Source organism: Halobacteriovorax sp. JY17, from assembly GCF_002753895.1.
Taxonomy (GTDB): domain Bacteria; phylum Bdellovibrionota; class Bacteriovoracia; order Bacteriovoracales; family Bacteriovoracaceae; genus Halobacteriovorax.
On sequence record NZ_NJER01000002.1, the window covers coordinates 719240 to 732284 of the forward strand.

The following is a 13045-nucleotide window of genomic DNA, read 5'->3' on the forward strand; positions in this document are numbered from 1 at the left end:
GCCTCGGGGCGTGTAAACCACAAAATTATAATCCAAAATTAAAAATTATCAGGAGACAGGATTAATGCACCTTAATGACCTAAGAGAAAAGGAAATTAAAGAACTCATTACGATGGGTGAAACTTTAAAAGTAGAAAATGCTTCGGGAATGAAAACTCACGAACTCATCTTCGCTCTTTTAAAAACATCAGCTAAGAACAAAGAAGATATCTTTGGTTCTGGTGTTCTTGAAATCTTACCAGATGGTTTTGGATTTCTAAGATCTCCTGGATATAACTACCTACCAGGTGCCGATGATATTTACGTATCACCAAGTCAGATTAGAAGATTTGGTCTTAGAAAAGGTGATTCTTTAGAAGGTCAAATTAGGCCGCCAAAAGATAATGAGAGATACTTTGCTCTTCTGAAAGTTCAGACAATTAACGGTCAAACTCCAGAAGGTCATAAGAAAACAGTACTCTTTGATAACTTAACTCCTCTTTATCCTGAAAAACAAATCAACCTCGAATCAAAGCCAACTAATTACTCTACAAGAATGATTAATTTATTCGTACCTCAAGGTTTTGGGCAGAGATGTCTAATCGTAGCACCTCCTAAAGCTGGTAAGACGATGCTTCTTCAAGAGATTGCAAACTCAATTACTGATAATCATCCAAAAGCCAAATTAATAGTTCTTCTGATTGATGAAAGACCGGAAGAAGTAACAGATATGAAGAGAAATGTTCAGGCAGAAGTTGTATCATCTACGTTTGATGAGCCAGCTAACCGTCACGTTCAAGTTGCAGAAATGGTTCTTGAAAAAGCAAAGAGACTTACTGAAGCAGGGGACGATGTTGTTATCCTTCTAGACTCAATTACTCGTCTTGCTCGTGCTTATAACACTGTTGTTCCACCATCTGGGAAAATCTTATCTGGTGGTGTTGATTCAAATGCACTACATAGACCGAAGAGATTCTTTGGTGCCGCTAGAAATATTGAAAATGGTGGATCTCTAACAATTATTGCAACAGCTCTAGTTGATACAGGTTCAAGAATGGATGAGGTTATCTTTGAGGAATTCAAAGGAACTGGTAACTCTGAAATTCAACTTGATAGAAAGTTACTAGAGAAGAGAATTTTCCCTGCTCTAGATATTAATAAGTCATCAACTCGTAAAGAAGACCTTCTTATGGATCCTCTCGATCTTCAAAGAACGTATGTTCTAAGAAAAGTTCTTCACCCAATGTCTACGATTGATGCAATGGAGTTTATGCTCCAAAGAGTTACAAAGACTAAGACAAATGCTGAGTTCTTAGAATCAATGAACTCTTAAAGAAAAACTTTTTATGAAATGAGCGCCCTTCCAATGTGAAGGGCGTATTTATTTGTAGGCCGCAAAATATTAGGAAGTATGTATGTCCATGTTTGATAAGCTTGATGCCGTAGTTGAAAGATTCGAGTCTCTAACTGAAAAATTAGCTGACCCTACAATTTACGATAGGCAAGATGAGTTTAAGAAAATTTCAAGTGAAAGGTCAAATCTTGAAGAAGTCGTTATCGCCTATAGAGAATATCGTCAAATTAAAGAAGATATTGATGAAGCGAAAGACATTTTAAAAAATGAAAAAGATGAAGACATGAAAGAGATGGCCAAGGAAGTTCTTGCAGAGAATGAGCCTTTAGTTACTCCAATGGAAGAAAAATTAACAGTTCTTCTTCTTCCTAAAGATCCTCTTGATGATAGAAATGTGATGATGGAAATTAGAGCAGGAGCTGGTGGTGATGAGGCTTCAATTTTTGTTGGTGACGTGTATAGAATGTACTCAAATTACTTTAGAGATCTTGGTTTTAAGTTAGAGCAAGTTTCTGTATCAGAAGGTGATGAGGGGATTAAGGAAATAATTTTCTCTGTTTCTGGTGAGAAAGTGTACTCAAAACTTAAATATGAATCAGGTGTGCACAGAGTTCAACGTGTTCCTAAGACAGAGTCTCAAGGAAGGGTTCACACATCTACAATTACAGTTGCTGTTATGCCTGAAACTGATGATGTTGAATTTGAGCTAGACTTAAATGACGTGCGTATCGATGTTTACCGCTCGGGTGGAGCTGGTGGACAGTCTGTAAACACGACTGACTCTGCGGTTAGAGTAACTCACATTCCTACAGGAACTGTTGTTGCTAACCAGGATCAAAAGTCGCAGTTAAAGAATAAGGAAAAAGCTCTAAGAATTTTAAAAAATAGAATCTTCGATAAAATGCTTCAGGAACAAAATGCAATTGAAGCTGCGGAGAGAAAAGGGCTTGTCGGAACAGGGGATAGATCTGAGAGGATTAGAACTTATAATTTTCCACAAGGAAGACTGACTGATCATAGAATCGGATTAACTCTCTATTCTTTAGATAAAATTATCGAAGGGGATATGGCCCCCGTGACTGATGCTCTAATTGCTCACAATCAAGCAGAGCTGCTAAAAGGTCAAGAAGAGTAATGACTCCAATTAACCTGGGTACATATTTAGAGAAGTTCTTCTCTGAGAGAGAGATCAGACTTTCTGAACTCTACCCAGGACTGTCAATCAATCGCTTAAAAGATGAGCTCAAGCAATATGCTAGACAAAGGAAAGTGAATGTTGATGACCTTTTTTCTCTTAGATATATTCCAAGTAACACTAATCCGATAACTTACTTCTTTGATAGTTTAATTAAGGGATATCCTCTTGAGTACATTAGAGGTAGGGCCCACTTCTATAAGTCTGAATTTGATGTTTCTGAAACAGTACTCATTCCTAGAAGTGAAACTGAAATCCTTGTTGAAACTGCAGCTTCATTTCTAAGAGATTGGATGAAGATGTCAGATGAAAGACTTAAGGTTCTAGATATTGGAACTGGAAGTGGAGCGATTATAATTTCACTTCTTCAAGAGATGCCTCGTCCTCTTGAAGCTTACGCAACAGATATTTCAAAAGATGCGCTTGAAGTTACGAGACGAAATTATTTCAATTTGCGCTATACTATTCCTAGAGAGTCTTCACTTAGACTTGTTCATACGGATAGAATGAGTGATTTAAGTGAAGAAAACTTTCATCTCATAGTAAGTAATCCTCCCTATATAAAAAAGAGGGAGGACAGAGACTTCGTTCACAATCAGGTGGATACTTACGAGCCTCATTTGGCATTGTATCTAGAAGATGATGAATACGATGAATGGTTTAGAACCCTCTTTAAGCAAGTATTACACTCTCTCTATGAAGAGGGGATTTTTATAATGGAAGGTCACGAAGACCACTTAGAAGAATTGGCAAATGTATGTAGTATGATTGGATTTTCATCTGTGAAAGTTCTTAAAGATTATACAAATAGAAACCGTTTTATCTTTGCAAAGAAATAATACTTAAATAGGAAATAGAGATGGACAAAATTATTGTAGATGGACCATGTAAATTAGAGGGAAGTGTTAAAATTTCTAAAGCTAAGAATGCTTATCTTCCAATCCTCTCGGGAGTTCTTTTAAGTGATAAGAAAATTACTTTAAATGAAATTCCAAATCTTCGAGATATTAATACTATGTTAACCCTCTTAGGTAACTTAGGTGTTGGTATCGAAAGAAATGGGGATTCTGTTGTTTTAGATCCTTCAACTCTAAATTCTCATGAGGCAACTTATGATCTTGTAAAGACAATGAGGGCTTCAATTTTTACTTTAGGACCAATACTTACAAGATTACATAAAGCAAAAGTTTCACTTCCTGGTGGGTGTGCGATTGGAACAAGACCTATTGATCTTCACTTATCAAACCTTGAGAAGATGGGAGCGAAGATCACTCTAGAAGGTGGATACGTTTACGCTGAAACTGATGGACCATTGAAAGGGGCTCACCTTGTTCTGGCTTTTCCATCTGTTGGAGCAACTGAGAACTTGATGATGGCCGCTGTATTTGCAGAAGGAATTACAACTATTGAAAATGCTGCTCTTGAACCTGAGATTGATGACCTTGCTAACTTCCTGAATGCGATGGGAGCAAAGGTTACTGGAATTGGAACAAAGAAAATTCAAATTGAAGGCGTAAAAGAACTTCATGAAGTAAATTACACTGCAATTGGAGACCGTATTGAAGCGGCAACTTATATAATGGCGGCGCTTGCAACAAAGTCTAATGTTAAAGTGACAGATTTTAATCCAAGTCACCTTGAATTTGTTCTTGATGAGCTTAAGACAATGGGAGCAAAACTAAATATTGGAGATAACTTTGTTGAGGTTCTTCCAAGTGATCTAAAAGCTTGTAAGGTCGATACAGCTCCATTTCCTGGTTTTCCAACTGACGTACAGGCTCAAATGATGGCACTTGTGACTCAGGTAAAGGGAAGCTCGATTATCACTGAGCATATTTTTGAAAATAGATTTATGCATGTTCCTGAGTTAAATAGACTTGGTGCTCATATAGAGCTTAAAGGGAACACTGCCTTTGTTGAAGGTGAAAGTAAATTAAAGGGCGCACCTGTTATGTGTACTGACCTAAGAGCTTCTGCGGCACTGATTATTGCAGCACTTGCCTCTGAAGGAAAGACTGAGATTTCTAGGGTCTATCACTTAGATAGAGGGTACGACAATCTTGCAAGTAAATTACAAGATCTTGGAGCTAAGATCACTAGGTCCGCGGAGTCGTAATGAGTGATTGTATCTTTTGTAAAATAGTAAAAGAAGAAATTCCTTCGACCAGAGTTTATGAAGATGAATTTGTTATAGGATTTAGAGATCTAAATCCTCTTGCAAAAGAACACTTGCTATTTATTCATAGAGATCACTCTAAAGATATAAACGATCTTTCTGATGCTAATCCTGCTCAATTAAGTGATGTCTTTAAAGCGATCTCCTCTTATTCTAAAAGCTCTGGACTTGCTTCAAGTGGGTTTAGAGTTGTGACAAATTTAGGAAGTGATGGTTGTCAGACTGTATTTCATACACATTTTCACGTTCTTGGTGGAGAGAAATTAGGTGGCTTTGGTTCATAAGTGAATTAATTTCTCTGACCATCTTTTAAATCAAGTCATTTTGCAGCCCTTCTCTCATATTGCTCCTAACCAAGGAGCTATTATGAAATTTACGCTACCATTACTTATTACCCTATCTCTTATCTCTTGTAGTAGAAAGAGTGATTTAAAGCCTGTTATTCCATTTGATGATTCTTCTAAGGTTGCGTCTACAGAGAAAATAGAAGCCGCATCTATTTCCAAACATAGTTCTTTCTATGGTTTTCCAATTCTAAAATTGCACGGAGTTGAATCGGAGTTTTCTATTTTAGGATCTAATGGAGAAGTTGTTAGGAAGGTTCCAGTAAAAATAGAAGAAAGATCATTTATTAGAAAGAAGTTATTAGATATTCTAGAAAATCCTTACTCTCAAAAATTAAGCATTGAAGACCTTGTTACGCATGAGTACTTCGTGTCTCCCAGCGAAGTTTTAAAGGTGATAAATCACCACAGTTTTGGAGAACTTAGTAATTTAAGACTTCAGACAAATTCAAAGCTTCTACTTGAGTCTTCTAAAGAGGGAATGATTGAATCCTTGGATTATGAAGCTGAAATCTCTGAGGTCGAAAGCAATCGGGTTCCATTTACTCTTAGAAACTCAAGTGAGCAGACAGATGGTTTTGAATTTGGAGTAAAGCCTAAAGAAAGTTATAGCTTCTTAACAGGTGAAGCATCGGTGGAAGAGACTTTAAAGAAAGTTCTTTCAGGAAGTGGAATACGTTATCATCTTTCAAATTTTGAACTAGAGGAGCGTAGCCTTGAAGATTGGAAGAGTAGTGTTCTCTCGGAGGGAAGCGTTCTTATAATCTCTAGAGAGGAAGGGGAAGAGTACAGCTTTATTCAAAGAGGTGAAAGCGTTGAAGAGGCGCTCGTGAGAGAGGGAAAGACCTTTGATTTAAATAGTGACTTTAGGATGATCAACTTTCTTAAAATGAATGAAGAAGTAAGTGAAGGTCAAATCCTCGCTCTCTTTGTAATGGGAGGTGATAAGAATAAGGTAAAAGGTCAAATTTCAGAGTCTAAAAATATTAAAGAATTTAGTTTTACTAAAAAGAAAAATAAAGATGTTCACTTCTTTATTCAGCTAAGTGGAAGAAGTCATACCATTAAGCATTGGTATGAATCACAAGTCGTAATATTCACGGAAACTGGGGCGTATGGAACTTTTAGAAGTTCTAGAAGTTGTAATGTGAGCAGAAGAAAAGTTGTAAGCTCTGCTACGACTTTAGATATAGCTAAAGAAAAGTGGTCATACACTCTCTTCTATGGAGGAAGGAGTATTTCTCTAGAATCTTTAGTTAAAGAAAAGAAAGCAAAAGTGGAGGGGCTAGGACGAACTCAGAAGATCACTCTCTTTGATCTTCCTGGAAGTGGTGATTTTGCAGATGTTCGTTTTGTTTTAAATTCAGAAATGAAGGAAGTTGATATTGTTCAGGATAAAGGCCAATGTGTTCTGCTCTATAGTCGTAGTCAAATGCACGGAGGGGAAGATCCTGATTGGATTCGTATTAGGGAGGAAAAGTTTCAAAACTTTCAAGAATCTAGTTATAAGGACTTTATTGGTACTGAAAAAATGATGGATTTAATAATTGTAAACTAAGAAAAATGAAAAAGGGCCTAAAGGCCCTTTTCTTATTGAATATTTTCAGAGAGTCCAGTGAATAGAGTTCCAAGAATTGCTTTTTGCATTCTGCTCATTTCATAAACTTCGGCCATAATGACCACAGGACTCTTTTTTATTGTAGCAGTAATAACAAGTTGCCCTTTTTCTTTAGAGTACTCCGCTATATCAAAACCACTATTAAAGTCTTTATCGTAATTTGACATTATTTTTGCTTCAAGTTCTCCACCCTCTGTTGGATTTGGAACTCTTTCCCCTTCAATCTTAACTTGAATCAATTTATTCTTCTCGTTTTCTTTTTTGGCAATTTGAATATCATTGAAAATAATACGAATTGATTTTGCTCCAAGGTTTGCTTTTAGGATGAACCAAAGTTCTTCAAAGAAAGTGGTTCTATCATTAGGCCATAGACCATTTAGATGGTTGATTACTTTAAAAAGTTCTTCAAGAAGAGTGACGTTATTTTGAAGAAGCCAATTATCATGTACTTTTGAAAAAATACTTCTAACTTCTTCAAGAGGCATACTTTGAAACGAGTCATAATCAGAGTTAATTTCTTTCAGAGACCTAATTGGAAAATACTTGCTGTCTTCTAGAAGAGCTGCTTTAAGATCTTCATTTTCCAATTGCTCTTCATCATAGAAAAGAGCTTGAAGGTTTGAGTTTTTTAATTCACTTAGATCTAGTATCTTCCCATTATCATCACTTTCATTATTAAATGATTTTAATAAAAATTGATTTTCAGATTTAATTAAACCTAGATTGAATTCCATTTTCTCTTCCTGTCTTTGACTTTATAAAGTTGATCAAAATTCTATCCTATAGTCCTGAAATTGTGAATTAATGATTCAAAAATAGCTGTAATAGAGGAGGATTTTGCACGGGGCGTTGACTCTCTAGAGCTATGTTAGAATATATTAATGAGATTTTTACTACTTACGCTTTCAATTCTCACTATTTTTAGTGCTTACTCCCAGGATGAGAGGAGCTTTCGCGAGCTCTTTAGTGCGGAACTTGATAAAGAAGTGAGGGATGAAGTTGCTGAGGATGCTAAATATGTAGTGACAACACCACTTTACAAAATAGATTTAGATGGAGACTTTCGAAAGGAGTCGATTTTCTATGAATTCAAAGACGGAAAGTCATGGATACATTTCCTAAATTACGACGAGACAAGGCTCAAATCTTTCAAGTTAGAAGTTAATGGCTATGGAGCCAAGGTCTATAAAGTAAGGGTCAGAAACCTGTCTAAAGATACCCTTGGACTTGTCTTCTTCTTCTATGAGGGCTTAACAAAGTATACGGAGATAAATTCAACGGTCAGGCTCTACTTTGTGACAATTGATAATAAAGACCTTTCTAAAATATATATGGAAAAAGGCCCAATTTTTTGGGAAGAAAAGAGAACTCACCAAGGCCATTACTTTCAAAGACCTAATGAATTGAGTTTTGTGGATTTTAATAAAAATGGGACTAAAGAAATTTTGGTAAAGCAGGGCAATACTGCGAATGTATTTATGTATCTCAAAAGAGGTAAGTGGCTGAAATTCTAGATAAATTATCCTCTGGTTCTCCTCAAGAATTTTATGTAATTCACCGATAAGATTAATAGTTTATTATTCTTAAGAAGTGGAAAATTCATGGATTTAAAAAAGCTGCTATTCTTTCTATTTTTAATCACAGTTGTTTCGTGTTCATCGACATCTAAAATTAATAGAGGCGTAGCCTCGTTAGATGAAGTAAAGCCTTCTACCAAGGGAAGCTGTGCTCAAATAATGAAGAGCTTTATTAGCGGTAGGAAAATTGTTAAAAAGAATGGCCTTGGAAGCCTCTTTCCTAGCCCTAAGAAGTACACGCCTGCTGAAATGGCACAAGTTCAAAAGGTAAGCGACCGTATTGGTAATCGCTCAATTGCAAGAATTCCTCAGGATAGAATTGAGAGAGACTTTCAAACATTCGCTTATTCGAAAATGGTTCAGGATAATTTAAAAGAAATAGATCCAGTTGAATACAACACGTGGTTTAGACTCAATGTTGATTCTGTGGTTTCAAACTTTGATCGCTCAAAAAGCGTTAGTGATAATTTTGATTCAACACTAGATACTTTCAAAGAGTGGAAAAGAGATAACGGTTTTTCTTTTAAAAATTTAGTAAAATTAAAAAAATCATCTACTCAAAGTAAACAAGTGATGAAGAACTTACAAGAATCTGCTATGGCCGATTACAATGGTATTATTTCAAAGAAAATAACAAGCTATAGTAATTATCAAGAATTTTTAGATGACAGTGTTGCGGCTATTTCTAATTTCCACACTTTTGAAGAAAACTTTCAGGGCCCAGAGTATTTAAGGTGGTTGTCTGACAATGAACTTCTTTCCGAGAGCGTTTTCTTAAAATTAAAAAATAGTGCTGATGATGGGCAGTCCTTAGGGGACCTTTTATCAAATAACTATGTAGAATTTATTCCGTTTTCTAAAAAACCTAAGATGCCAAAGAAGTCGATTAAAGAAAAAATAAGTAATTATATTATCGATATGTTTACCAAAAAGAAAAAAGATATTGATGATTGTGGTGGAGATACTGACTGTGCTCTTGAAGAAACAAAATCTATTTTTCAAAGAATGATAGGGGCGGATAAGTTTAAAAAGAATTTCAGCTGTCTTAGACAATTTCCTCAAGCGCGTAATGCGATGTATGCCGACTTTGTTGTAACTTGGTCAATGCTTGGTTACCTTTACAAGAATAATAGTGAAGACTTTCAAAGATTCCCTTGGGAAGTTGTCGCAAATGGATTGATTTTTACTCCAATAATGTCTGAAATTAATTGCCAGTCTTCTTTTCAAACAAGAAACGCTTTTGGTGGGGCAGTTAATATTGCAAAACAACCATCTAAGACGAAGGCCTTCCTTAGAAACTGGAGGCGCGTTGCAGGAGTAGGTGTAGCATCAGGAGTTGGATTAGTTGGACTGGGCATTGGATTTAATGAACTCTATGCAGCTCTAGGGAGTCCTGTTGAAAATTCGGAGTCGTTAAAAGAGCAAATGAGAATGCTACCATTTATGTTTATGTGGTCTGGAGTCCTAGGAGGATTAAAGAATGTCGCTATTTTAAATCCTTTAAAGCATAAAGTTATTCCAAAGCTTGCAGGCTTAATACAGTCAAAAACTGGAGTTGCGGCAGGTTCAATTATTTCTCTGAGTGCTCTCAATGTAACTCTATCTAGTGCTAACGAGTACTATAGTAGTTATAGTTTTAATGAGATCTGGAGATATCATGTATTGCCAAAGTATTTAGAAATTATCGGTTACGATTCTCCTGGTGACCAAGACCTAAACGGTGAAACAACCGTTGAGGCCTTTGATGAAAATACTGATGTCTACGTTACTGAGTATGAAGAAGGAATCAAGACCTCTGTCACGGTAGAGAAGTCTTACGACGAAGATGGAAAGGAATATATTAAAGTTGAAGATATAGAGATTGAAATTCCAGATTATATAATAGAAGAATCTGTAAATGAGATACCTAAGGCCGAGTAGCTTAAGAGGCCTTAGGGAAATTCATATCATCATCGTTATCACTTTCTCTCTTAGAATCAAGATCAACTACATTAGAAGGCACTTCTTCTTCAAGATCTTTCACCCCTTTCATTAGGCCAAGCCATACCGCTATTGGTAGTAAACAAATCATAAGAATAACAATTGTCTTATTTGTTGTAGATTTACTATCATCCATCATTTCTACATTCGTTTCTTTGACGGGACTTTTTCTAACAGGGGCTAAAGACTTTGATTTCTCATTTTGAGTAAAGTCAAAAGGTGTCGCTTTAGATGGAGCAACGTCGTCGTATTGATCAATCGAAATTCCCGAAACTGGTTCTACCGCTGGCTTTCTCGCAAAAGTCATCGAGCTCGTTATGAGGGCCAGAAAGAGAAATAAAATGAGCTGTCTATTAAATTGTTTCATATGTAACCACTTGAAAATAGGTTCGGTGCCTCTTTGGAAACCCTAAATATTTTTCACGAATACTTAGGAGGGCTCTTCTATATGATACATGGCAATGTGATGTAATTTTAGTGAGAAAATTTCACCCTAGGGAAAGCTATGAATACTGTGATTGAGAAAGCTAAATTAAGTGATGTCAGTGAATTATTATCACTTTATCTTTCAGTGTATGGGGAAGATTATCCATTAGATATCGGAACGAAACGCTCGGTTATGGAAGAAGGATTAAATAATCCAGATAAGAATCATTGGTATGTCATGAGATGTACGAATACTAATCAAATTATTGTTTCTGGAATTATTCAGATTGAAGAAGAAAATAAAATTGGAAAACTCTCAGGCGTTGCTGTTCATGATGAGTTTAGAAAGCATGGTCTAGCAACAGGATTTATTGGCCATGCAGTGAATGAAGTTCTAAGAGAGAAGAAGCTTGTTAACTCAATCTATGCAACTGCAAGAACGATATCTCACTCTTCACAGACGATGCTTATGAAGAATGGTTTCATTCCTCTTGGTTTCTTTCCAAATTGTAGACGTATTAAAACGTATGAGACTTTAGCTCTACTTGCCATTTTTGCAGATGGTGTTTTAGAAAAGAGAAAAGTTCCAAAAGTTGTTCCAGAGTCTGTAGAGCCCTTTTATTCCTTAGTTGAAAAAGAAGTCACTGGACTTGAAAGTAATTTTGATAGAACTCCTTGTTTAATTAAGAAAGATCATCAATTTCATGATCTCACTTCGAAAGAAGGAGAATTTGAATTTATCTTTGCAAAAAACTTCGTAGAGAAGAGATTCTTTGAAACTTTTAAAGATGATGAAGAATCTGTATTTTATCCATTTCATAAACCAAATCTCCTAATATCAAATATGGAAGAGGGAATTGAAATCTTTGCTTCTTTTAGCAAGAAAGATCATTACTGTGTGATTATTACAGCTAATAAAAGTATTATAAGCCTTGGGCAAAAAATTAATAAAATGCTCTTTGCAATGAAAGAAATTGGAATTTACTACGTTGAGACAATGGTTCGCTCTGATAGAAGAGAGCCAATTTGTTTTTTAACGGAGAATAACTTCCTTCCTTCTGCAGTTTATCCAGCGATGAGAGTTGAAGAAGGATTTGCACAAGATTATATACTACTGGCCAGAACAATGGTTCCTCTCGACTTTAGTGAATTAGCTATACATAAATCCTTTAAGCCTTACCTTGATCAATATGCAAAACAGTGGATTGATATGCACTTAAATATTTTGAGGATAGAGTAATGTCTAATCCTCAAGTTCCAGATGAAAAAGAACTAAGAGCAATAAGTGAACTTTGCTTAAAGGAAAATCCTTATCAAAACTTTCATGAAACGGATGAATTATTTCTAACTGCCATGAAAGAGAATATTTCGTGGCATTATAAAAGAAATGAGTTTTATAAGAGGTTAATTGATTCTGAGAGATTCGAGGGTGAGGCTTTGAAGTCAGCAGAAGACTTAGAAAGAGTTCCTCATATTCTTTCTAACTTCTTTAAGTATCATGAAGTAAAATCAATTACAGATGAAAATGTTTACTTGCATTTAACATCATCTGGAACAACTGGACAAAAATCACAAATATTCTTTGACGAATGGACTATCAAATCTGCACAGAAGATGGTCGATAGTATCTTTCATTCTTATAATTGGAATAGTGAAGAAAGAACAAATTATCTCTTGTTTACTTACGAGCCTGAAGAAGGAAGCAAACTAGGAACTGCTTATACAGATAATTTCCTTTGTAAGTACGCTCCAGTAAATGAAGTGCACTATGGGATTCGCTATCTTGGTAAAGAGGAAGGGCATAAATTTGATGTCTTTGGTTGCATAGAGGCATTGAAGAAATTTGAACGTGATGGAATTCCTGTGAGAGTTTTTGGGTTTCCCTCTTTCTTCTTCTTTACACTTTCTAAAATGAAAGAACTAGGAATAGAGCCACTAAAGCTTTCTAAGAACTCTCTTGTATTTCTTGGGGGAGGATGGAAGGGCCATCAAGATAAGGCCATCTCTAAGAGTGAATTCTATTCTCTTTGTGAAGAGATGTTAGGAATACCTAATGAGAGACTGAGAGATGGGTTCGGGTCAGTGGAGCACTGTATTCCTTATATAGAATGTGAGAAGCATAATTTTCATATTCCAGTGTGGTCTAGGGTCTTAATTCGAGATGTAGAATCTCTAAAGGTTTTACCTGATGGAGAGATTGGCTATTTAAACCTTATCTCTCCCTATATTACTTCAGCTCCAGCAAATAGTATCTTAATGGGAGATCTTGCAGTCAAGAGAAGCGATTGTGATTGTAGCTTAAATACCCCTTGGTTTGAAATTTTAGGTAGAGCAGGAATTTCAAAGAATAAGAGTTGTGCAGTTGCGGCCAGCGAATTGATTGGAAAGGTGTAGAT

Annotated in this window: 12 protein-coding genes; 10 read left to right on the forward strand and 2 right to left on the reverse strand. The window is 35.9% G+C overall.

Going from position 1 to position 13045, the window contains the following annotated elements:
• Positions 1-64: 64 nt before the first annotated feature.
• From rho to CES88_RS11670, 6 genes are all read left to right on the forward strand, one after another.
• Positions 65-1312, forward strand: coding sequence for a transcription termination factor Rho (rho, locus tag CES88_RS11645; RefSeq protein ID WP_290734526.1), 1248 nt, complete (start codon positions 65-67; stop codon positions 1310-1312).
• A gap of 88 nt (positions 1313-1400) precedes the next feature.
• Positions 1401-2468 carry a peptide chain release factor 1 gene (gene prfA, locus CES88_RS11650; RefSeq protein WP_365993071.1) on the forward strand — a complete coding sequence of 356 codons (1068 nt, stop codon included), beginning with the start codon at positions 1401-1403 and terminating at the stop codon, positions 2466-2468.
• Positions 2468-3367 carry a HemK/PrmC family methyltransferase gene (locus CES88_RS11655; protein WP_290734529.1) on the forward strand — a complete coding sequence of 300 codons (900 nt, stop codon included), beginning with the start codon at positions 2468-2470 and terminating at the stop codon, positions 3365-3367. The genes prfA and CES88_RS11655 overlap by 1 nt, the downstream gene beginning before the upstream one ends.
• A gap of 20 nt (positions 3368-3387) precedes the next feature.
• Positions 3388-4644, forward strand: a complete 1257-nt coding sequence (murA, locus tag CES88_RS11660) for a UDP-N-acetylglucosamine 1-carboxyvinyltransferase (protein ID WP_290734531.1) — start codon at positions 3388-3390, stop codon at positions 4642-4644.
• Positions 4644-4988 carry a histidine triad nucleotide-binding protein gene (locus CES88_RS11665; protein ID WP_290734533.1) on the forward strand — a complete coding sequence of 115 codons (345 nt, stop codon included), beginning with the start codon at positions 4644-4646 and terminating at the stop codon, positions 4986-4988. Before murA ends, CES88_RS11665 begins: the two co-directional genes overlap by 1 nt.
• A gap of 82 nt (positions 4989-5070) precedes the next feature.
• A complete protein-coding gene (locus CES88_RS11670) occupies positions 5071-6606 on the forward strand; it encodes a hypothetical protein (protein ID WP_290734535.1) in 1536 nt (511 codons plus the stop codon).
• Positions 6607-6638: 32 nt separating this feature from the next.
• Here CES88_RS11670 and CES88_RS11675 read toward each other — a convergent pair whose 3' ends face one another.
• The gene (locus tag CES88_RS11675; protein WP_290734537.1) at positions 6639-7400 is read right to left on the reverse strand and encodes a hypothetical protein; all 762 of its coding nucleotides are present in this window, start codon (positions 7398-7400) and stop codon (positions 6639-6641) included.
• 147 nt (positions 7401-7547) lie between these two features.
• Between CES88_RS11675 and CES88_RS11680 the strand changes: the two genes are divergently transcribed.
• Together CES88_RS11680 and CES88_RS11685 are read left to right on the forward strand one after the other, a co-directional pair.
• Entirely contained in the window at positions 7548-8180 is a 633-nt protein-coding gene (locus CES88_RS11680; RefSeq protein WP_290734539.1) for a hypothetical protein, read from the forward strand.
• Positions 8181-8267: 87 nt separating this feature from the next.
• Positions 8268-10163: a hypothetical protein gene (locus CES88_RS11685; RefSeq protein WP_290734541.1), complete on the forward strand. Its 1896-nt coding sequence runs from the start codon at positions 8268-8270 to the stop codon at positions 10161-10163.
• Position 10164: 1 nt separating this feature from the next.
• Here the strand turns inward: CES88_RS11685 and CES88_RS11690 are convergent, their stop codons facing one another.
• Positions 10165-10590 carry a hypothetical protein gene (locus CES88_RS11690; RefSeq protein WP_290734543.1) on the reverse strand — a complete coding sequence of 142 codons (426 nt, stop codon included), beginning with the start codon at positions 10588-10590 and terminating at the stop codon, positions 10165-10167.
• A 138-nt stretch (positions 10591-10728) separates the two neighbouring features.
• Between CES88_RS11690 and CES88_RS11695 the strand changes: the two genes are divergently transcribed.
• Positions 10729-11889, forward strand: coding sequence for a GNAT family N-acetyltransferase (locus tag CES88_RS11695; protein ID WP_290734544.1), 1161 nt, complete (start codon positions 10729-10731; stop codon positions 11887-11889).
• The gene (locus CES88_RS11700; protein ID WP_290734545.1) at positions 11889-13043 is read left to right on the forward strand and encodes an acyl-protein synthase; all 1155 of its coding nucleotides are present in this window, start codon (positions 11889-11891) and stop codon (positions 13041-13043) included. The genes CES88_RS11695 and CES88_RS11700 overlap by 1 nt, the downstream gene beginning before the upstream one ends.
• Positions 13044-13045 lie beyond the last annotated feature (2 nt).